This window comes from Ornithinibacillus salinisoli, assembly GCF_042684965.1.
In the GTDB taxonomy this organism is placed as follows: domain Bacteria; phylum Bacillota; class Bacilli; order Bacillales; family Amphibacillaceae; genus Ornithinibacillus; species Ornithinibacillus salinisoli.
Window position 1 is genome coordinate 16832 of sequence record NZ_JBHUMI010000007.1, and the last position, 21698, is coordinate 38529.

At 36.5% G+C, this 21698-nt stretch carries 19 protein-coding genes; 4 read left to right on the top strand and 15 right to left on the bottom strand.

The window, feature by feature from the left end; genetic code table 11:
* Nucleotides 1-40: 40 nt before the first annotated feature.
* The 3 genes from tnpA to ACFSTA_RS03470 form a co-directional block, all read right to left on the bottom strand.
* Nucleotides 41-493, bottom strand: a complete 453-nt coding sequence (gene tnpA / locus ACFSTA_RS03460) for an IS200/IS605 family transposase (RefSeq protein ID WP_377555156.1) — start codon at nucleotides 491-493, stop codon at nucleotides 41-43.
* 202 nt (nucleotides 494-695) lie between these two features.
* Nucleotides 696-965, bottom strand: coding sequence for a hypothetical protein (locus ACFSTA_RS03465; protein WP_377555157.1), 270 nt, complete (start codon nucleotides 963-965; stop codon nucleotides 696-698).
* Nucleotides 966-1088: 123 nt separating this feature from the next.
* Nucleotides 1089-1583: a L,D-transpeptidase family protein gene (locus ACFSTA_RS03470; protein WP_377555181.1), complete on the bottom strand. Its 495-nt coding sequence runs from the start codon at nucleotides 1581-1583 to the stop codon at nucleotides 1089-1091.
* A 399-nt stretch (nucleotides 1584-1982) separates the two neighbouring features.
* On the opposite strand from ACFSTA_RS03470, the gene ACFSTA_RS03475 reads away from it, so the two are divergent.
* Nucleotides 1983-3803, top strand: coding sequence for a S9 family peptidase (locus ACFSTA_RS03475; protein WP_377555158.1), 1821 nt, complete (start codon nucleotides 1983-1985; stop codon nucleotides 3801-3803).
* A gap of 120 nt (nucleotides 3804-3923) precedes the next feature.
* Here the strand turns inward: ACFSTA_RS03475 and ACFSTA_RS03480 are convergent, their stop codons facing one another.
* The gene (locus ACFSTA_RS03480) at nucleotides 3924-4535 is read right to left on the bottom strand and encodes a class I SAM-dependent methyltransferase (protein WP_377555159.1); all 612 of its coding nucleotides are present in this window, start codon (nucleotides 4533-4535) and stop codon (nucleotides 3924-3926) included.
* Nucleotides 4536-5297: 762 nt separating this feature from the next.
* Here ACFSTA_RS03480 and ACFSTA_RS03485 point away from each other — a divergent pair.
* Together ACFSTA_RS03485 and ACFSTA_RS03490 are read left to right on the top strand one after the other, a co-directional pair.
* On the top strand, nucleotides 5298-6686 hold the full coding sequence (locus tag ACFSTA_RS03485) for a sodium:solute symporter family protein (RefSeq protein ID WP_377555160.1): 1389 nt from the start codon (nucleotides 5298-5300) through the stop codon (nucleotides 6684-6686).
* A 22-nt stretch (nucleotides 6687-6708) separates the two neighbouring features.
* Nucleotides 6709-7812, top strand: coding sequence for a M24 family metallopeptidase (locus ACFSTA_RS03490; protein WP_377555161.1), 1104 nt, complete (start codon nucleotides 6709-6711; stop codon nucleotides 7810-7812).
* 287 nt (nucleotides 7813-8099) lie between these two features.
* Here the strand turns inward: ACFSTA_RS03490 and ACFSTA_RS03495 are convergent, their stop codons facing one another.
* Entirely contained in the window at nucleotides 8100-8966 is an 867-nt protein-coding gene (locus tag ACFSTA_RS03495; protein ID WP_377555182.1) for a proline iminopeptidase-family hydrolase, read from the bottom strand.
* Between the two features lie 625 nt (nucleotides 8967-9591).
* Between ACFSTA_RS03495 and ppsA the strand changes: the two genes are divergently transcribed.
* Nucleotides 9592-12207, top strand: a complete 2616-nt coding sequence (gene ppsA / locus ACFSTA_RS03500) for a phosphoenolpyruvate synthase (RefSeq protein ID WP_377555162.1) — start codon at nucleotides 9592-9594, stop codon at nucleotides 12205-12207.
* A gap of 295 nt (nucleotides 12208-12502) precedes the next feature.
* Here the strand turns inward: ppsA and ACFSTA_RS03505 are convergent, their stop codons facing one another.
* The 10 genes from ACFSTA_RS03505 to metK all read right to left on the bottom strand — a co-directional run bounded on the left by ACFSTA_RS03505 (nucleotide 12503) and on the right by metK (nucleotide 21236).
* Complete coding sequence (locus ACFSTA_RS03505; RefSeq protein ID WP_377555163.1) at nucleotides 12503-13492, bottom strand: phosphotransferase enzyme family protein; 990 nt, start codon at nucleotides 13490-13492, stop codon at nucleotides 12503-12505.
* Between the two features lie 349 nt (nucleotides 13493-13841).
* Nucleotides 13842-14039 (bottom strand): hypothetical protein, encoded by a 198-nt coding sequence (locus ACFSTA_RS03510; protein WP_377555164.1) that lies wholly within the window; start codon nucleotides 14037-14039, stop codon nucleotides 13842-13844.
* A 26-nt stretch (nucleotides 14040-14065) separates the two neighbouring features.
* Nucleotides 14066-14440 carry an enoyl-CoA hydratase gene (locus ACFSTA_RS03515; protein WP_377555165.1) on the bottom strand — a complete coding sequence of 125 codons (375 nt, stop codon included), beginning with the start codon at nucleotides 14438-14440 and terminating at the stop codon, nucleotides 14066-14068.
* A gap of 424 nt (nucleotides 14441-14864) precedes the next feature.
* On the bottom strand, nucleotides 14865-15440 hold the full coding sequence (gene clpP, locus ACFSTA_RS03520) for an ATP-dependent Clp endopeptidase proteolytic subunit ClpP (RefSeq protein WP_377555166.1): 576 nt from the start codon (nucleotides 15438-15440) through the stop codon (nucleotides 14865-14867).
* Between the two features lie 58 nt (nucleotides 15441-15498).
* Entirely contained in the window at nucleotides 15499-16218 is a 720-nt protein-coding gene (locus ACFSTA_RS03525) for a sigma-70 family RNA polymerase sigma factor (protein ID WP_377555167.1), read from the bottom strand.
* A gap of 201 nt (nucleotides 16219-16419) precedes the next feature.
* Nucleotides 16420-17280 carry an agmatinase gene (speB, locus tag ACFSTA_RS03530; protein WP_377555168.1) on the bottom strand — a complete coding sequence of 287 codons (861 nt, stop codon included), beginning with the start codon at nucleotides 17278-17280 and terminating at the stop codon, nucleotides 16420-16422.
* Nucleotides 17270-18124, bottom strand: a complete 855-nt coding sequence (gene speE, locus ACFSTA_RS03535; RefSeq protein WP_377555169.1) for a polyamine aminopropyltransferase — start codon at nucleotides 18122-18124, stop codon at nucleotides 17270-17272. The genes speB and speE overlap by 11 nt, the downstream gene beginning before the upstream one ends.
* A complete protein-coding gene (gene speD, locus ACFSTA_RS03540; RefSeq protein ID WP_377555170.1) occupies nucleotides 18124-18555 on the bottom strand; it encodes an adenosylmethionine decarboxylase in 432 nt (143 codons plus the stop codon). Before speD ends, speE begins: the two co-directional genes overlap by 1 nt.
* Nucleotides 18556-20052, bottom strand: coding sequence for an aminotransferase class I/II-fold pyridoxal phosphate-dependent enzyme (locus ACFSTA_RS03545; RefSeq protein WP_377555171.1), 1497 nt, complete (start codon nucleotides 20050-20052; stop codon nucleotides 18556-18558).
* The gene (gene metK / locus ACFSTA_RS03550; RefSeq protein WP_377555183.1) at nucleotides 20052-21236 is read right to left on the bottom strand and encodes a methionine adenosyltransferase; all 1185 of its coding nucleotides are present in this window, start codon (nucleotides 21234-21236) and stop codon (nucleotides 20052-20054) included. The genes ACFSTA_RS03545 and metK overlap by 1 nt, the downstream gene beginning before the upstream one ends.
* Nucleotides 21237-21698 lie beyond the last annotated feature (462 nt).

Sequence of the window (21698 nt, forward strand, 5' to 3'; positions counted from 1 at the left end):
AGTGGCCCCTCAAGTGACCGCCAACCGTTTATATTCCTCTCTATTTTTTAAATGGGTCTACATATTCACGCTTGCTCATGATGTCTCGTAATCGATCCTCAGCTTCTTGTTCCCGGATATATTTTGCTACAGTTTTCTGATTTAGGCCTACTGTGCTCACGTAATATCCTTTAGCCCAAAAAGTGCGGTTCCCATGGTTATACTTTAGATTTGCATGTCTGTCATGTATCATTAACGAACTTTTTCCTTTTAAGTATCCCATGAAATATGATACTGACATCTTCGGTGGTATTTTGACCAACATATGTATATGGTCGGGCATTGCATGGGCTTCTATTATTTCAACATCCTTCATATCGCATAACCTTCTAAGTATAGCTCCTATATCACGTCTTAATTTCCCATATACTACCTTTCTTCTATATTTCGGAATGAATACAATATGGTACTTACAATTCCATCTTGTGTGTGATAAACTATTGTCACTCGACATGAGTTGATCTCCTCTCGTTATTTAGATTTGGTTTGACGGCCATCTCTATTATAACGTTTGGAGATTTTTCTGTTACAACTCTACAAGTTTCATTTTCACACAGGCAGAGCCTGTGGTTTAAAAAGACGTAATAATAAAAAACCAACTCAAACACCCTAGAGTTGGTTTTTATATGTCGGATTGTGTTATCGACAGGCACCAGTTAGAAGTTAAAAGGTTGCTTGGCATCTTGCATTTGTTGGCGTAAATCGTGTATTTGTTGATAATTTCGTTGGAATTGTGGGTTTCTTGTTGCTTCTTCCCCAGATTGCTTCTGTGCATTTTGTAATTCCTGCTCTGCATGCTGCAATTGCTCGTATGCCTGTTTGAGTAGTTGCACATCGGAACCCTGTGCTTGCGTAATAGCTTGTTGAGCCTCGTCTATTTGCTGACTAGCTTGTTGAATCTGTTGTTGTAAGTTCTGTTCTACCATATAAGCACCCTCCATTATCACAATGAATTGATATCAATCGCTTTATATTTTTCTCTTAGATTACCCGTAATATGTGTTAATGAAGCAGGAATATATGTCGAATTTTGTAAGTGACAGACACCTTTAGGGACGGATGATAACCTTGGTTCCTATTGGTACGAGGCTGGCTAGCTCTTCTACGTCTCGATTGTACATACGTATGCAACCTCTTGAAACTGCTTTTCCAATTGAACTGGGGTCATTCGTACCGTGTATTCCGTAATGCTGTTTGGATAAACTCATCCACATCGTTCCAAATGGTCCTCCTGGATTAGGTGCTTTATTGATAATAATATATTCACCAATTGGTGTCTCATGAAGAATCCTTCCAACAGCAATCGAATACTGCTTTTGCAAAACACCTTCTTTTCGTAATCTTAGCCAACGATTGTTAACAGACACTTCAATCTGGAAAGGAATCGTATCTGGAGTAGGAAAACCTGGAATTACAATTGCTTGACCAGGATAAATAACATTGGGATTTATTTCTGGATTGGCACGGATTATTGCCGATAAAGCAGTTCGATAATCCAAAGCAATCTGATTCAACGTTTCCCCTCGTTTCACCGAATGAATCAGTCTAAACACCCCCATAGAATATAGTCAACACACTACATTCTATGCTATATCGTCAGCGCTTTGAACCTGTTGAGATTTGTCGGTGACTAGGCGCCTCTCTGTCATTCATTTACTCTTTCGTACATTATTAATCCATGCCTTATCTTCGTCCATCATCTTCTTAGCGGCATAAATTGGTAAGGAGCTGTATAACAATGATCACTATGCTTATTCGTAAGTAACCTCTCATTTCAACATAAAAAATAATCCACAATCATATTCTCTATCAGTCTCAAAAACTTACTCCATTCGACAGGTGACAGGCACCGACAAAAGTCGACATCTTAAAATAAAGGAGTTAAGGGTGCAGAACTAGAATATGTACTATTAAGAAATAGTTAGAAGAAGGAAGGGTATTTTATGACAAAAAAAGTTGAAGGAATCACTCGTGCCAAGTACTCGATTGAACAGTTTATGAACTCAGAGAGTATCGTAGATGTATCAATCTCACATGATGATGAATCCATCCTGTTTGGCAGTGATAAAACAGGCGTTTATAATGCCTATGCAACAAACAAAAATGGCGAACTGTCCCAACAGCTTTCCCATTCAACTTCAGACGCTATATTCCCTGTCACATTTTTTCCTGAAGATAAACGCTTTTTATATGAAAGTGATCGAGGCGGAAATGAAATTACACATCTTTTCCTTCAAGATGAAAATGGACAGTCCAAAGATTTAACACCTGGAGAACAAGAAAAGGTTATGTTCCAAGGATGGAGTGCGGACAAAAAGAGTTTTTTCTACCAATCTAATAAGCGCGATAATCGTTTTATGGATCTTTATGAAATGGATATTGAAGCTTTCACTTCAAGCATGTTATTTCAAAATAACGAAGGCTATCAAATAGCGAGTATTTCACCTGATAAATCTTTTCTTGCATTACACAAACCAATCACAGCAAATAATTCTGATATGTATATATTTTCTCCTAGCACGGGTATTGAACATGTATCACCACATGATGGAGATACACAATATACCCCCGTAGCATTTGATAAGGAATCCAACTACCTGTATTTCTTAACCGATGAAGCTAATGAATTTCTTCATTTGAAACGGATACATGTAACATCTAAAACGGTAGAAACAGTTGCAAAAGAAGAATGGAATATTTTAACGGCGAAATTTTCACCGAATCATAGTTACCTCCTATATTTAGTTAACAATAATTCAAAAATTGAATTGAAAATGATGGATACTATGTCAGGAGAATACGTAGAAATACCAGACCTTCCTGATGGCCAAATTAGTGGGGTTACTATTTCTAAAAGTGAAAAACTGATGGTTTTTCTGCTTAATAGTTCGAGTTCACCGTCAAATCTTTATGTATATGATTTCTCAAAGAAAAAACTACAATGTTTGACTGATACGCTTAATCCAGAAATCGAGCAAAGTGATCTTGTAGAAGCCAAGGTTGTCCATTATAGTTCGTTTGATGGACTCACTATCCCAGCGATATATTACGAGCCTCATTTGGAAGATGGCGAAAAAGCGCCTGCTCTTGTATGGGTACATGGAGGTCCGGGTGGACAATCAATGGTTAATTATAATCCGGTTTTTCAATATCTCGCAAATCATGGATATGCCATACTTGCAGTTAATAATAGAGGAAGCTCAGGATACGGAAAAACTTTCTTTAAAGCCGCAGATTTAAAACATGGTGAAGTCGATTTAGCCGATTGTATCGAGGCAAAAAAATACTTAACAGCAACAGGTCGAATTGACGAAAACCGGATAGGGATTATCGGTGGAAGTTATGGAGGTTATATGACACTTGCTGCATTAGCATTCCAGCCAGAAGCCTTTAAAGTTGGTGTTGATATATTCGGCGTATCTAATTGGGAGCGTACTTTAAAAAACATCCCCTCATGGTGGGAAGCTGTACGTGATGTTTTGTACAAAAAACTCGGAAACCCATATACAGCCACAGAATACATTAGAAGCATATCGCCTTTATTCCATGCAGAAAATATCACGAAGCCACTTATCGTACTACAAGGCGCAAACGATCCACGTGTCTTGAAGGTAGAATCAGATGAAATAGTTGAATCCGTTAAGAAAAATGGTGTTCCAGTGGAGTATATTGTCTTTGAAGATGAAGGACATGGTTTTACTAAACGCGAAAATCGAATTACGGGCTATCGTGCGATAAAAAAATTTTTGGATCGTTATTTATAACCTAAAATAGAATGATTATAAAACTGCCTATGAAGCAAAGTTACTTCATAGGCAGTTTTCAGTTTTGTTTATTAGAAAGCGCATCCCAGGAAAATTTAATCCTCATCACTTCTCCAGTCCCTATACTTTACAAGGTTTTGCCCAAATTAAAGATAATATATCTGACCGATAACTTTCTGAAAAGTGGATCTGTAGTTTGGATTCTTCGATAATTTTTTGAATATCTCTATTACAATGACATCCAGAAATTTTCAAATAAAGTGGATCGATTAATTTTTGTGTGAAAGACAGTAAAGAATTAGAACTGAGACCATGCTCCATTAGCAAAATCGTACCATCGTTTCGGCACCACTCATTAAATTTATTTAAAGCTGCAACTGGATCAGAGTAACTGCATAATGATAAAGTAGATACGATACAATCAAAGGAATTTGGCTCCATACTTAGTGTTTCAATATCTTCTTGTATAAAATCTGCATCGATTTTGAAATATTCTGCTGCCTGTGTAGCACTTTTAATCATCTCCGAGCTAAAATCAACACAAGTAAGAAATACACTTTCCTTGTTATAATATCGGAAGTTAGCCCCAACTCCGACTCCTACTTCTAATACCTTTCCATTAGCACTTTGTATTAATTTATTTCTCCATGCATCTAGTACTCGATTATCACGATTTCTTTCGTACATTTTCACTTGTTTATTATACTTTTTAATCTTTTTTTCTTTTTTCATCACATCTACTCCTGTAATTTAGAATGAAACTATCCAATCTATTACAATAGAAAAAATACATAAAACCGAACGAAGGATAAAGGTGTGAATGGGAGAACTAGATGATCTACACCTCCATTCGCACCATAAATAGCTCAATGTGATCTCTTTCACAATGTTAATTTATAAGATAAATCACCGAATATCCTGTTGCTAATCATAATACCATGATACATCATTCAAACGCAGCAAATTTAAAATTTTCTAATAAATAATTATGTATTATCCTACCAATTTTCATAAGAAATGATTTCCGTTGCTACTATCGAAATAGTACGAGTTATCATGTGTGGCAGGTATTCATTTCATTCCCTGACTTCTTCTGACTGAACTCCCTCTCTTAACGATCTAATCGTATTTGAGTCTCATTAACTTATTAACTTACTCACCCTTCTTTACCGTTGTGCATACAGATTTTCTATACCATCTATGTTAACATAAATTTCCAAACCGTTAGTACTATTTTATTCATTTTAGCTCTATGTTACAGATATCTTTTTCAATGCCGATTTGATATGAATTTTAGCTTATGTTAACGTTAATAACGTTGACAAATTGAAAGACTATCTAACTATCTATCCAAATTATTTTCCAATACAAATACTTAATTTTTACGATATCTCTTATACATAAGATCGTGATTTTTTATTATATGACGTACCATTATATTTTTATTAATTGGGAATAATAGATAGAAATCAAAACATCAGGAGCTGAAACATAATGGAACCACAAGCAAATCCTCAACTACTATGGTTTATTGGGATCTATGCAGTCTTAATGATCGGCATCGGAATTTATATGTCGAAAAAAGTGTCAAACAGTACAGATTTTATTTTAGCTGGTAAAAGCTTAGGACCACTTGTTTTAATGGGTACTTTATTAGCAACGTGGACAGGAAGTGGAAGTATTTCAGGTGGTGAAACATCTGTATCCTACAGTTTTGGAATTATTCCTTCATTGATGCTAATGATACCAACATTAATTGGTATTCTTACCCTTTATGTTATCGCCCCTAAAATTAGGGCATTTGGAAAATATACCATTTCAGGAATACTTGAAGCAAAATATGGTACCTCTGCACGCAATTTATCTAGTGTAATTGTTCTTCTTGCTTATGTCGGGATCGTTTCGTATCAAATGGTTGGATTCGGGTTTATATTGAATCTAACAACTGGAATGAGTGTAGAAATCGGTACAATCATTAGTGCCGCACTAATTATATTTCTCGCTATGATTGGTGGTCTGCGTTCAGTATCTCAAACAGATGCAATTAGTGGATTTTTAATGGTTGGTGGTTTAATTATAACTGTCCCTATCATTATCTCAATTGCAGGAGGATGGGATGCTATTGTTGCCAATGTCCCTGAATCACATTTGACAGCAACAGGCGGACTAACAACGGTACAATTAATGGGTTACTTACTACCATCATTATTTCTATTGCTTGGTGACCAAAATATGTATCAACGATTGGCAGCATCAAAAGGAGATAAGTCTGCTAGAAACGCTCAGATTGGTTGGCTGTTAATTATGCTGATTATTTCACCAGCTATTTCCATCATTGCTTTTGCTTCCCGGTCTATTTTCCCAGACATTGACCCAGGTATGGCATTGATGGCTACGACGCTCGCACTACCACTAGGTGTCGGCGGAATATTACTAGCTGCAGCTGCTGCCTTTATTATTACTACAGGAAATTCCTATTTGCTTTCCGCAGCGACCAATATGACGTATGATATATATGGGAAGTATATTAATAAAGATGCATCAGATAAGAAACTATTAGTGATGACAAAAATATTTATCGTCATTCTTGGTGCTTTGGCATATTTAATAATTAGCTATTTCCCAACAGTATTAGAGGTTCAAATGTATTCCTATACGGTATATGGAGCAGGTATTACACCAGCAATTTTAGCCGTATTCTTCTGGAAACGAGTAACTGCAATTGGTGGTATTTCCTCCATGGTTACCGGTGTCGTAACAACATTGATTTGGGAAATTATACTTGGAAAACCATTTGATTTAAACAGTGTTGTCATTTCGGTACCAGCTGCAGTGATCGTACTCATTGCTGTCTCACTTGCAACTCAAAACAATAAAAAGTAATTTTTATGAGGGGAGTAGGAACATGCAAAAACGTTTAGAAGCATTAACTGCATGGTTGAATGATGAGAATATCGAAGTAGCTTTTCTAAATTCAACCGAAAATGTATACTATTTATCGAACTTTTACACCGATCCACATGAACGCTTAATGGGAATTTTTGTTTTCAAACATGGCCAACCACTGTTTGTCCTTCCAGCAATGGAAGTAAATCAATTAAAGGATGCTGGTTGGGGTGATGAAATTATTGGATATTCTGATCATGAAAATCCATGGGAATTTATTCAAACTTCTCTTGAGTCCAGAAATCTTCAACAAGTAGAAGCTGTTGCAATTGAAAAGGAAGTACTATCCTTTGGTCGTAGTGAATCATTCCTAACGTTCTTTCCGGAGGCTAACGTAATTTCTGTTGAAGATAAACTAAATGAAATGCGCGTTGTAAAGGATGATAGCGAAATTGCTGTAATCAAACGCGCTACAGAGATGGCTGATTATGGTGTAGAAGTTGGTATTGATGCCTTGCGGGAAGGTATTACAGAAATGGAAGTTTTAGCAAAGATAGAATATGAATTAAAGAAAAAAGGTATTCGTGAAATGTCCTTTTCTACCATGGTACTATTTGGTGAAAAATCCGGTGACCCACATGGCAATCCAGGTGATCGTAAACTGAAACCAGGTGATATGGTTTTATTCGATTTAGGCGTTGTGCTTGATGGATATTGCTCAGATATTACAAGAACTGTAGCCTTTCAATCGGTAACCGAAAAACAGAAAGAAATTTATAATACAGTATTAAAAGCTCAGTTAGCATCATTAGAAGCAAGTAAACCTGGTACTCGAATCGGTGATTTAGATAAAGTCGCACGTGATATTATTACAGAAGCAGGGTATGGAGAATATTTTCCACATCGAATTGGGCATGGAATGGGTATTAATGTACATGAATTTCCATCCATGAGTCATCTAAATGACGGAATATTAAAAGAAGGTATGATTTACACAATTGAACCCGGAATTTACCTTCCAGGTATTGGTGGTGTAAGAATAGAAGATGATGTTCTTATTACTGCTGATGGATACGAAACACTAACTAAATTCCCAAAAGACCTGCAAATTATTGAAAAGTAAATCAAAAAATGAGCCAATCTTGACAAAGCTTGGCTCATTATTTTTACTCCTTACTTATCTTTATTCTATATACGACATTTATATCATGAATATTTTCTAACCATTCTTTTACTTCTTGATTTATTGTTAAATACATAAGGTCGCTTCCTTTTCTTTCTATGTAAAAACCTTACTTTTATATTCGCAAGTGCTCTTATACCTTTAAAATAAAGTAAATCTTCAACCCGTAGTGGGTTTCTTCATCCTCACTGATTGATCCCCACTCACCTCAAAGTCTTGAAGACACGTTACATGCAGGATAAAAAATCCCTAATCACCTGAAGGTATTCCTCTGGTTCCTCAATATAAGGCATATGTGCACTATTCTCAAAAACATGAATCTTACTATTTGGTGTTTGACTACTAAAATAATTTGTTGATTCTGGTGTCGCTTCATCATACCGTCCACAGGTGTAAAGTGTAGGAATTGAAAACATCTTAAGTTGTTGCGTGCAATCAAAGTTTTTCAGATTTCCTGTAACGTGAAATTCTGAAGGTCCCCACATCATATTGTAGACTTCTGGATTTCTGTAATGAGCTCCCTCCTTTAAAAAGTCTGGCTTTTGATCAAGTCTGCAAACGAAATGTTTGTTAAACACTTTGGTTGCTGCTTTGTACTCTTCTGAATCAGTTGTACCATTCTCCTCACATTTTCTTAAGGTTTGTTGGACCTCAATGGGTAACTCTTGACGATTTCTTTCTTGATCTTTTGCCCACATTGGGGAACTTAAACATGGACTTGAAAAAATAACACTTTCCACACCCTCAGGGTTTGATAGATAATAAGCTGCAGCTAAAGTTGTACCCCAAGAATGTCCAAGTATATGAAATTCTTGGAGCTGGAGTGCTTCTTTTATTTGGTACAATTCCTCCACAAATCGATCAATATTCCATAATGATGGATCGGTTGGACGATCAGATTTACCACATCCTAGCTGGTCATAAAAAATAACTGGTCGATCTTCTGCTAGACTTTTCAATCCTTGTAGTGACCAATGAGACGAACCAGGTCCACCATGAAGTACAATAACAGGTATCGTATTCGTGTTATTATCATGAATTTGATACCATACTTTTCCACCAGTTACATCAATAAATCCTTCTCTAATCAATATATTCCTCCTCGATTCTATGCTTAAATTTACTATTTTTACTTCATGAACTCATACTACCATATTACTTTAGAATATTTTCGAAATAATTACGAGAATAGGCGTGTTATGTGATATTTTGTTCCGGTTAGAAGTACAGTTACTATTATTATTCTTATATAAAAAACGCACAGTAATTTACTGCGCTATTATTGATAAATTTTTATATTAAACTGTAATCTGCGATAAGCTAAAATTGAAGTAGATGTAATGTTTTGTATGAATTAGTTGTGAAAAACAATATTTGAATGGCGAACTTGCTACCTCATATTCATACAAGGTAATTTAGGAAAAATAAACAGATTAGATGGAAAAAAGTTGAATCTAACCAATTCATTGTGGCTAAAAGGTATATGAGTTACTTTCGAGAGGATGAACCAGATTATTAGGTTGCTTTATGGTAAGATGTAGCTTTTTGTGTGTTTAATATAAAACTTCTTCAGAGGGGTCAGATGTTTTATGAAAATAGAACTCTAACTCTTCCCTAGTTTAATTATAGCATATAAAAAATGGTAAATATAGACTATTTATTCTCTTTTGCTACTGCTAAAATACAATAGAACATAAATGACGTTAGGAGAGATGTACAATGAGTTCTTTGGTTCTCGGTTTTCAGGAAATGGATAAAAATCAGCTTTTGCTCGTTGGCGGAAAAGGGTTAAATTTAGGTGAATTATCAAAAATTGAAGGAATACAAGTACCAGAAGGATTTTGTATAACAACCTTGGGATATCAAAAAGCCATCGAACAAAACGAAACGTATCATGCTTTGTTGGAATCACTAACAAGGCTAAAAGTAGAAAATCGAGATCAAATTGGTGAAATTAGCAGGAAGATTCGACAAAGCATTATGGAAGTAGAAATTCCTACCGATGTTGCGGACGCAGTAACTCACTATCTCTCCCAGTTTGGTGTTAAACATGCTTATGCAGTGCGTTCTAGTGCGACTGCTGAAGATTTACCACACGCCTCTTTTGCTGGTCAACAAGACACCTATTTAAATATCATGGGTAAAGAAGCAATCTTGGATCATATCAGAAAATGTTGGGCGTCCCTGTTTACGGAACGTGCCGTGATTTATCGCATGCAAAATGGATTTGACCACAGACAAGTTTATTTATCCGTTATCGTTCAACGGATGGTTTTCCCGCGGACTTCAGGGATTTTATTTACTGCCGATCCTGTTACCTCTAATCGAAAAGTACTATCAATTGATGCAAGTTTTGGACTTGGAGAAGCACTGGTCTCTGGCTTGGTATCCGCCGATTGCTATAAGGTTAAAAAGAATAAAATTGTCGATAAGATGATAGCAGCTAAAAAATTGGCTATCTATGGACGAAAAGAAGGTGGGACAGAGACCCACGAGATCGCTCCTGATCAACAAAAGGCTCAAACACTTACTGACCAACAAATTTTACAATTAGCACGTATAGGAAAACAGGTAGAAGCTCATTTTGGTTACCCACAAGATATTGAGTGGTGTTTAGTTGAAGATACATTTTACATCGTCCAGAGTCGTCCAATTACTACTTTATTTCCCACCCCTAAAACGAATGATCAAGAAAATCATGTCTATGTATCTGTCGGTCATCAACAAATGATGACTGACCCCATGAAGCCTTTGGGATTATCTTTCTTTCTGTTAACAACGAATGCCCCTATGTGTATTGCGGGAGGCAGGTTGTTTGTTGATGTAACAAATCAATTGTCTTCACCCGAAAGCAGAGAAACTTTATTAAATACCTTGGGTAAATCCGATCCACTAATAAAAGATGCGCTGATGACCATTATAGAACGTGGAGATTTTATTAAAGTGTTAGCAAAAAATAATAAGGAAATGAGTTCTCAAAAAAGTAATAACGGTATACATTCTTCAGGTTTTGAAAGTCAACCTGAAAACGATCCAGAAATCATTTCTGAACTAATTAAAAAATGCGAAATATCAATTGAAGAGTTAAAACAAAACATCCAAACGAAATCAGGATCAGATTTATTTGATTTTATTCTAGAAGATATCCAGCAATTAAAGAAGCTGTTATCTGACCCCCAATATTTGGGTGTGATTATGACTGCTATGAATGCTTCAACATGGATCAATGAAAAAATGAATAAGTGGTTAGGTGAAAAAAACGTAGCAGATACGCTTTCTCAATCTGTACCAAACAATATTACTTCGGAAATGGGTCTGGCGCTAATGGATGTTGCAGATGTGATTCGTCCTTATCCGGAAGTAATTGCTTATTTACAACAAGTAAAAGATGATAACTTTTTGGATGAACTGGTTAAGTTTGATGGTGGACAGGAAACCAAAGACGCTATATATGATTATCTTAACAAATACGGAATGCGATGTACCGGAGAAATTGATATTACTAAAACACGATGGAGCGAAAAGCCAAGTACACTTGTCCCCTTGATTCTTAGTAATATCAAAAACTTTGAGCCTAATGCTAGCAATCGGAAATTTGAGCAAGGGCGACTTGTTGCTTTGGAAAAAGAACAAGAGATATTAGATCGATTGAAGCAATTACCGGATGGTGAACAAAAAGCCAAAGAAACAAAACGAATGATCGACCTAATCCGCAATTTCAGTGGGTTTAGGGAATATCCAAAATACTTCATGATTAATTGCTACTTCGTATATAAGCAGGCTTTACAAAAAGAAGCCGAAAAACTCGTACAAGAGGGCGTTATTTATGAAAAAGAAGATATATACTATCTAACTTTTGAAGAACTACTCGAAGTTGTACGCACAAATAAAGTAGATAATCAGATCATTAGCAAACGAAGAGACGAGTACAAATTATATAAAAAACTAACTCCTCCACGTGTAATCACGTCTGATGGTGAAATCATTGTAGGACAGTACAAACGAGAAAATCTACCAGCCGAAGCTATTGTAGGTCTACCTGTTTATTCCGGTGTTGTAGAGGGGCGAGCACGTGTCATCTTAAGTATGGAAGATGCTGATCTAGAAGATGGAGATATATTAGTCACCTCCTTTACTGACCCAAGCTGGACACCATTATTTGTATCCATAAAAGGCCTAGTCACCGAAGTTGGTGGACTGATGACCCATGGAGCAGTGATCGCACGTGAATATAGCTTACCAGCAATTGTCGGCGTGGAAAATGCTACCAAATTGATACAAGACGGGCAACAAATTCGCGTGCATGGAACAGAAGGGTATATCGAAATACTGTAAATGCTGAATACCTTACATTATGAAAGATGTTATATTAAAATTCTTATCTTTTGTTATAGAATAATAATTGTTATGTTTTAAGGTTTAAGAAGAAAATAAATACTGTGGACCATGAAAAGAGCTTGGATTCCAAGCTCTTTTCATGTGAATTATATGGGATTTTCTTTTGAGTTCCGTTGTGAAATGCTCTGGTTTTCTATTGCGATTTGACATTTTGCACCCCAGAAAGGAACCCCGTTACTATTGTGACGACTCTTTTTATTCCAAAGGATGTAACTACATCCAAAAAAATTACTTAATTCTGTACTTTTCCAATAGAATCCCTATAAAACTTGATCCGTTCAGATAACTTTTTATGCAAATGGGTTAACCATTCTGGATGTGTTGTAGAAGCTGCAACGTCTACTGCCCTAGTTAGTTTTGCTAATGAAACGACATGGTGCATTCTGACAAACCCAGAAGCTTCATTCAGGATGCTTCGATCTAGCATGGTTTCACTCTCGTAACCTTCTATGAATATCTTTATAACAGAATTATTAACATTAAAATGTTCAATACCTCGAAGGGCATAGACAATATCAGCTACATACCAATAGTTTGAACAATCATCAAAGTCAAGCACCCCTAATGTATTGTTTTCAAACATAACATTATCTAGTTCAAAATCATAATGAATGATCCCGTAGTTTTCTTTTGTTACACGTAACCCTTCTGCCCATTTGGATAATTTCTCCACTTCTCTATATGCTGCAGTTTCACTTGGATAAAGTAATTCTTCCATTTTATATAGATGATCTTGCCAATTAGGGCGATTTTTTTGCAAATCGTCAGGTAGGCACTTTAGTGTTTGGTGTAATTCACCTAATGAACTTCCCCACCTAAAGATCTGTTCATTATTTATTTCTTCCATTTCATACTGTTTACCTTGAAGTGCTTCAAACACCACCGCATAATAAGTACCACTTTCCGTGTTAACAACTTCAATATAGTTTTCATTATTGGATTTTACTGGTCGAGATACTTTCAAGGAACTGTCTTGCAAATATTGAACAATTTGGAGTTCGGATTCTATTTGTTTTAATTCTTTTTCACATGAATCATTAAACCGTAAAAAATAACTTTTTCCTGCTCTCTTGAACATAAAAATGAAGTTTGCACTTGCTCGAAAACAAAAGACGGTTCCTTCATCATAGCCCCATCTTTCTAGAATCCTTTCAGCCAAAGGGCTTTTCCAATCACGATCAACCGTGTCAATCACTTTCTTCATCGTACTTAATTTCATCATACATTTTCTTCCCCTCTATTAGTAATCGTTACATACCAATAAGCTGGGCGTAAATTTTCCAAAAAAATATAGAGGGCCACATGTATCACTTTTCGGCTCTCCATTTCCTTCGTAGAGTATATATTTTTGAAAGCCCAAAAAGTCATGTTCATCCACTGGGCTAATCGTTATTGTCTATACCTATTAGATGATGGTAGAACAAGACTTAACTTATTGAATTCAATTAACATTCTACCTCACCCCTTTCATTTAAAATAATTATAATTTGAATTTTTATTAAAATCAATATTTTTCTATAAAATTATCCTTCATCATTCGTAATTTCATGATTATTTTCACCGGTTACTACTTATTTAGACTTTATAATCTTTGCTGTGAATTTTAAAATGTCTATTAAAACACCTGGGATAATGGCTACAAAAACCACGGCATAATTATAAGTAAAGAATGAAATAAAAAGTCCTAAAAGACCAAAGGTAATTGTAATAGAAAATATATCTAAATATTCCTCATAGGAAAGCTTTATACTCAAAATATATTTATCCATATTAGTTCCTCCCTTCACAGTTCTAATTAATCCCGAATGATTCCATGACTAGTGCCATACATTACTTCTTTTCCTTGTTGATTTCTATATACCGACTTCATGTCCACTTTTTTGAAGCCCTCGAACACTTCAACATTGGATAGTGTTATTTCGCAAGTAATCGTATCTCCGGTAAAAACCGGGCGAATAAACTCACTAACTATCTCTCTTGCGATGTAGTTTAAATCACCACCAATTTTTGTTGCAATACTCGCTGTTAATAACCCTTGAACCATCACACAACCATTCTCATCAGGCTCAATATGATGTTTACCTTGATCTCCTGTAATACGTCCAAATTCTAATACATCATCTAAAGTAAAGGTTCTTTTCCATGTAAACACATCTCCTTTATGGATCAATAATTCTCCTCCTTTCGATTATTTTTTCGTCATTTTGTTAATCTTAACATAATTTCATTTGAATTGGATGAAAAATTCTGAATTATACATTATAAATGCAGTGTATTTCATCGTGAGACATCTACGCGGAATGGGTATTTAATTATCACTAATAAAGGGCAAGGGGTACGTTATTTTTTAAATTAAATTCATAATAAAGTGTTGCTAGGAGATCAAGCACTTTTAAAAGCGCTAATTAGCTCGAGTATGCCTACCCTATTGATTAATAGTGGAACAGATTGTCCGTTTCAATTTCCCACATAGGATATAGTTACAAAGGAATACAAGATTATTGATATAATAAAAAATCGCACAGTTGAATTCATATGTAAATTCAACTGTGCGATTTAAGATCTATCTTTAAATGTAATTAGCTACTGAACGCTTACTTTATAACCTTATCGATAATCCCATATTCCTTTGCCTCTTCCACACTCATAAAATAGTCCCGATCTGTATCTTTCGCAACCTTATCAATAGGTTGACCTGTACGTTCTGAAATAATTTGATTAATATGCTCACGAAGTTTAATAATTCGTTTGGCGGAAATCTCAATTTCCGTAGCTTGGCCACGTGCCCCACCCAAAGGCTGATGAATCATAATTTCACTGTTAGGGAGGGCAAGGCGTTTGCCTTTGGTACCAGCTAGTAAAATCATAGCCCCAAATGAAGCAGCCATTCCAGTACAAATCGTCCTTACATCAGGTTGAATGTATTGCATCGTATCAAAGATGGCAAAACCAGCTGAAGTAGACCCACCTGGACTATTAATATAAAGTGAAATATCTTTATCAGGATCATCTGCTGCAAGAAATAGGAGCTGTGCCACAACACTATTTGCAACATTATCGTTTATTTCATCACCAATCATAATGATTCGATCTTTTAACAGTCTGGAATAAATATCATATGAACGTTCGCCCCGTCCGGTTTGTTCAATCACATAAGGAATCATACTCATTCTTCATTTCCTCCTTCGTTTCGCTTGCAAACAAGAAGTAATTCACACTAAAATCTTGTTATGCAGCCATGTAGACACTGCTTGAAGGAACGTTGAAATGACCTAATTTGCGTATCGAGCAAGTAGGATTTATATCCTTTCTTAGAGAATGAATAGAAGGAATCGCCCTAATTAATATAGCTGGATCCTGCGTAATGAGGGATTCGTGAAGCAACTGTTCAATTTGTTCTTGCTCTTCCAAATCCCAATATTGATCCATAATTGGACATGCTTCATTTAGTTCTTGTTTTTCTATTCGTTGTTTCGCTCGGTAAATGGTAGACTTTACAGCGGTTTCCGTTGTGTTTAACAATTCGGCTATTTCAGAGGATTGAAACTGAAACCCCTCTTTTAAGGTAAACATAACTGCCTGCTTCGGCGTTAATATATTCAATATCCCTTGGACAGCCTCAAGGCGGTCTTCGAAAACCTTAGATTCATCGATGACATAATCCGGAATATCCTCAAGAGACTCTTTACTACGACTCCGAATCGTGTCAATCCAACTATTATGAGCTATTTTTTTAAGTAATGCCTTAGGTATCTCCGGATGATTTCGATAATGCTGCCAAGCTTTAAGTAAAGATTCTTGTACAAGATCTTCACCATCCCAGCTATTTTGAGATATAAACTGGCAATATCGACGGAGTATTGGGTATAATTCTTGAAGTTGCTCCTCCGTAAAATTATTCTGATCCTCTAGAAAATCATCTGAAACTATTCGAAGTTTATTACGCATAACAGTCACTCCTTCAGCACGTGTCTACCCATTAAACGAACAACTGGAACAAAAAGATACGGGGTAGAAACTTTTTTTATAGTTTATCCGATAATGAGGTATTTGTTCCACTATATGGTTCTAGCATAAAAGAAATCACTAAAAAGCACTTGCGACCCTCAAATGAAGATTGCAAGTGCTTCTCTAATTTTTTTTACTTAACTAGTCCACTAGCGTCAGTAACATTTCTCGAATTGTTTTACATGCTACAGCTGTCGAAGCTCCTGAAGGATCATATTGTGGGGATAATTCCACAACATCAGCAGCTACAATCTGGTTTAATTCTTGAAATTTGATGATGGCATCCAACAATTCTTTATACGTTATACCACCTGGTTCAGGGGTTCCCGTTCCTGGGAAAACGCCTGGATCAAGAACATCCAAATCGATCGTGAAATACACCGGAACATCCTTCAGCCCGCGTAATTTCTCCTTCAACGTATCGAGTGAAAAACGCTCAAGATACGTATGCTTTTTTGCCCAATCAAATTCTTCTTTCAAACCCGAACGAATACCAAATTGAAAGATCCTTCCATCACCAAGAAAATCATGGCAACGACGGATGACGGACGCATGAGAAAGCTCTTCACCTAGATAATCCTGACGCAAATCTGTATGGGCATCAATATGAACAACATGAAGGTCCGGATATTTCTCATAAGCCGCCTTTATAGCTGGTAAACTTACAAGATGCTCCCCACCAACCATCAAGAATTTCTTACCATCCATTAAGACATCAAGACTATATTCATGTATCTGGTCCATTACTTTTTCCGTATTACCAAACGGCAACTCCAAATCGCCACCGTCAAAAATTGCTGTATCTTCCAGATCTTTATCGAGGTACGGAGAGTACGTTTCTAATCCATAAGAATCTGGTCGAATAGCTTGCATGGCAAACCTTGTTCCAGGACGAAAACTTGTTGTACCATCAAAAGGTACTCCAAATAATACCGTACGTGCTTCCGAATACGGCTCTTCACAACCGATGAAGGTATGCACATGTAACGCCTTATTTCTCACGTTTGAGCGCCTCCTTCACATAGTTAGGTAAACCAAATGCCCCAACATGTAAGTCCGTGTTGTAATATTTTGTTTGAAGACCAAACGAATTCCAAGCTTCTGCATGGATATCTTTTAATGGATCAAACGCCTTCGATGCAAAGCCGAACAACCAATGACCAGATGGGTATGTCGGCATATGGTATTGATACACATTTGTTATCGGAAAAATATTTTTAATTTTTTGATGGGCCTTTTTCATATTAGCCGCATATTCCGTAAAATAAGGGGATTCATGCTGGTTTATTAAAATACCATCCTTATTCAATACACGATAACATTCCTGATAAAAAGCCGTAGTAAAAAGGCCCTCCCCAACAGAAATTGGATCTGTAGAATCCACAAGAATGAGATCAAAAGAATGATCTGGTGCATTTTGAACGTAAGCCAAACCGTCTTCAAAAAGTAATGTCATGCGATTATCCTCTTCCACACCACTAGCAGTTACTGGCAAGAACTCTTGACAAAGGCGAAATACACGTTCATCAATCTCTACCATAACTACTTCCTCAACGGTTGAATAACGTAACACTTCACGAGCGGTTCCACCATCTCCTCCACCGATAATTAGAACTTTCTTTATTCCGGGGTTAGTTGCAAATGCTGGATGCACAATCATGTCATGATATATAAACTCATCTTTTTCATTCACCATCATTAAACCATCTAAAGTAAAAAATGTACCGAACTCCTTGCTTTGATAAAAGTCAATTTGTTGAAATGGGGTTTTTTCGCTATATAATGCTTTGTCATAGGCGATAGAAAATTTACATTCGTTACTCCATTGTTCGGTATACCAATTCATTACTTAGCACCTTCTAATTCTGGTTTCACGGAAACTTCTCGAATATCCCGTTCTGCAAACTGACGGATTTTATCAACCATCCCACGTGGTACTTCGAACGATTCTGTTTTCTTGGCTTGTAGTTTTTCAGATAAATAGTCAACGGCTTTCCAAGGACTTACAGAGTCACCACAAGTGTACACATCTACAGAAGCAAAACCATATTCTGGCCATGTGTGAATTGTCAAATGCGATTCAGCAATAATAACCGCGCCAGAAACTCCATATGGGTTAAAGTGATGAAAAACGGAATCAACAATCGTTGCACCGGAGTAATCTGCTGCTTCTCTCATCAACTTCTCAATCAATTCGTTTTTCTCAATTATTTCACTTGGACAACCATAATATTCAATTAATACATGTCTCCCTAATGCTCTTATCTCTAAACCCATTTACGCATTCTCCTTTACTACTGTAATATGGTTCGCTTCTTTCGCTTCCGTCAGTACTTCTCCTAAAGTTTGACGATAAAAATGATACTGCTGAACAACATCCTGAGAAATTAATTCTCCTGGAATAACGAGAGGAATGCCTGGCGGATAGATCATCAATGTATCTGCGCTTATCCTGCCAATTGCATCATCAATGGAAATAGATTCTTGTTCTGCATAGAAAGCTTCCCTCGGACTTACTATAAGTTCATTAACTTGATCTGCTATTACATGGGTAGACATCACAGTTGCATGCCTACCAAAGCTTTTTTCTATTTCTTTTAATGCAAAAACTAATCTTTCAATCGATTCATTTGTATCAGAAGTAGTAATTACTGCCATTACGACATACCCTTCCGCTAATTCCATCTGAATCCCGTATTTTTCTTTTAATAGACTATAAACCTCAAATCCTGTTAATCCAATTCCATTGACACGAATGACTAATTTCGTCCAATCATGGGATTGTTTGAAGTGGTCTTCTACATAATACGATTTTAACACTTCGTAGCCCGATCCCGCTTCAATTGTACGTACCGCTTTTTCGACAATTGGTTTTAATTTATGATAGTGCCCTTCTCCAAACAATGCTAATTCTCTTCTTGCCACATCTAACGAACTCATCAACAAGTAATTTGCACTTGTTGTTTGGAGCATATTTAATAGTTTTTGAATTTTTTCAGGGGCGATTCTATTATTCTTAAGAAGTAGTAATGAACTTTGCGTTAAAGATCCGCCTGTTTTGTGCATGCTTACCGTAACGGCATCTGCTCCTGCGGAAATAGGATCTATCATATTTTTGTGCATAAATCGAATATGAGCTCCGTGTGCACTATCAACAATGACCGCTATACCCTTCTCATGTGCAACCCGGCATATTTCCTGTAAGTCACTCATTGATCCAAAGTAGGTTGGGTAGGTGACCAACATGGCCTTTGCTTCGGGATTCTCAGCAACTGCTTGCTTCACATGCTGTACAGATACTCCATGTGAAATCCCGAAATGATAATCAACTTCTGGCTGAATAAAAACCGGTTTGGCTCCACTTAGAATTATTCCATCCATAACTGACTTATGACCATTTCGCGGAACAAGTAATTTATCACCAGGCTTACAAGTAGACATAATCATCGCTTGAATACCGACAGTTGTTCCATTAACTAAAAAATATGCATAATCAGCTCCGAAAGCCTCGGCAGCCAATTCTTGTGCTTCCTTAATGACGGACTGAGGATGACTTAATAAATCTAGTTCCTTCATGGAATTCACATCCATCCTCATTGTCATTTCTCCAAGGATCATCTTTAACGGATCCATTTTCGCACCCATTTTATGTCCAGGAACATCAAATGGTACGACATCCTGCTGAGCATAATTGACTAACGCATCAAACAAAGGCATCTTATCCTGGTTAACCAAAGGGTTACTATTGGCGACAAGCTCCTTCACGTTATTCATCAGTTTCCGACTCCAGCTAACTGATAGATTGCTTGTTTTAGTTCTTCTACTTTATCCGTTCTTTCCCACGGCACATTAAGATCACTTCTGCCAAAGTGTCCATATGCTGCTACTTGCTTATATTGAGGTTGACGCAAGTTTAACATAGATATAATACCAGCAGGTGATAAATCAAAGATCTGACGAATCGCACGAAGCAACTCTTCCGTTGAAACTCTTTCCGTACCAAATGTTTCAACAGATATACTAATTGGTTCACTAACACCTATTGCATATGATAACTGGATTTCACATCTTTCAGCCATCCCTGCTGCGACAATGTTTTTCGCAACATATCGTGCTGCATAGGCTGCAGATCGGTCAACTTTCGTACAGTCTTTACCTGAAAATGCCCCTCCTCCATGACGAGCAGCACCTCCATACGTATCCACGATAATTTTACGACCTGTTAATCCAGCATCACCATGTGGACCTCCAACAACAAATCGTCCAGTTGGATTAATCAAAACACGGAAGGAATCGGTAAAATTAAATTCTCGTGCTGTATCATAGATGATGTTTTCATTCACATATGCTTCAAATGCATCTTTATCATAATCTTCATCATGCTGAATAGACATGAGAATCGTATCAATTTTCGGATTCTCTGGGTTTGTATAATCAATTGTTACTTGGGACTTCATGTCTGGACGTGCCCATGGAAATGCACCACTTTTTCTTAATTGTGATGCTTTCTTAACAAGGATATGCGCCATTTCAATCGGTAATGGCATCAAATTGTTGGTTTCATTTGTCGCATAACCAAACATAATACCTTGATCTCCAGCCCCAACAGCCTTTGTATCACTTGATGAATCAACACCCATCGCAATATCAGGTGACTGGGTGTGGACAAGAACTTGTACATTACATGTACGACCATCTATACCAAAACGATCATCGGTATACCCAATTTCTATTAGTGTATCTCTTACTATTTTTTCGATATCTAGATCAGCTGTAGTGGTAATTTCGCCACCTACAATTACTGTATTTGTTGTATTAAAAACCTCACAGGCTACCCTAGAAAATGGATCCTGTTCAAGTGCTGCATCCAATACCGCATCAGAAATCTGATCAGCGATTTTATCTGGATGTCCTTCTGATACAGACTCGGAAGTAAACAAAATTTTCTCTGCCAATATTAGCCACTCCTAACAAAATAATACTTTTTTGGGCATAAAAAAAGCTCTCCTACAACCTAAGGAAAGCTTCGATTTAATATCAGCTGCTTATCCTCTTATTGTTCACAAAACGTTATCGTCTTGCGCTCAGGTTGGGCCCCCATGTCTGATTCACTCTGCTCCAGATTGGTTTGCCACCGCATCTTCGACCCCTCGTCTCAGCGGCTATTAATAAGATAGACTTTATTTATGCTGAACTAATACTAATGTATATTTTATAACATGTCAATCCATTTTTTTGTCGATTTACAATAAAAAATAATATGATATTTGATTTCACAGGCTGCCATTCATTTTTTCAAGTAAACTTAAATAAAAAAATAAATGTATTTCATTTTATTACTACATTCAAAAAGTAGAACATCTATTTAAAAATAAAGAAAATCATTTAAGGAAATAGTAGTACAGTTACACATCCGTCTG

Excerpts from the sequence above, each read along its gene's own strand:
- tnpA (WP_377555156.1), bottom strand. The coding sequence starts at position 493 with ATGTCGAGTGACAATAGTTTATCACACACAAGATGGAATTGTAAGTAC.
- speE (WP_377555169.1), bottom strand. The coding sequence starts at position 18,124 with ATGAATTGGTATACCGAACAATGGAGTAACGAATGTAAATTTTCTATC.
- ACFSTA_RS03465 (WP_377555157.1), bottom strand. The coding sequence starts at position 965 with ATGGTAGAACAGAACTTACAACAACAGATTCAACAAGCTAGTCAGCAA.
- clpP (WP_377555166.1), bottom strand. The coding sequence starts at position 15,440 with ATGAGTATGATTCCTTATGTGATTGAACAAACCGGACGGGGCGAACGT.
- ACFSTA_RS03505 (WP_377555163.1), bottom strand. The coding sequence starts at position 13,492 with ATGATGAAATTAAGTACGATGAAGAAAGTGATTGACACGGTTGATCGT.
- ACFSTA_RS03485 (WP_377555160.1), top strand. The coding sequence starts at position 5,298 with ATGGAACCACAAGCAAATCCTCAACTACTATGGTTTATTGGGATCTAT.
- ACFSTA_RS03510 (WP_377555164.1), bottom strand. The coding sequence starts at position 14,039 with ATGGATAAATATATTTTGAGTATAAAGCTTTCCTATGAGGAATATTTA.
- speD (WP_377555170.1), bottom strand. The coding sequence starts at position 18,555 with ATGGGTTTAGAGATAAGAGCATTAGGGAGACATGTATTAATTGAATAT.
- ppsA (WP_377555162.1), top strand. The coding sequence starts at position 9,592 with ATGAGTTCTTTGGTTCTCGGTTTTCAGGAAATGGATAAAAATCAGCTT.
- ACFSTA_RS03490 (WP_377555161.1), top strand. The coding sequence starts at position 6,709 with ATGCAAAAACGTTTAGAAGCATTAACTGCATGGTTGAATGATGAGAAT.
- ACFSTA_RS03545 (WP_377555171.1), bottom strand. The coding sequence starts at position 20,052 with ATGAATAACGTGAAGGAGCTTGTCGCCAATAGTAACCCTTTGGTTAAC.
- ACFSTA_RS03480 (WP_377555159.1), bottom strand. The coding sequence starts at position 4,535 with ATGAAAAAAGAAAAAAAGATTAAAAAGTATAATAAACAAGTGAAAATG.
- ACFSTA_RS03525 (WP_377555167.1), bottom strand. The coding sequence starts at position 16,218 with ATGCGTAATAAACTTCGAATAGTTTCAGATGATTTTCTAGAGGATCAG.
- ACFSTA_RS03475 (WP_377555158.1), top strand. The coding sequence starts at position 1,983 with ATGACAAAAAAAGTTGAAGGAATCACTCGTGCCAAGTACTCGATTGAA.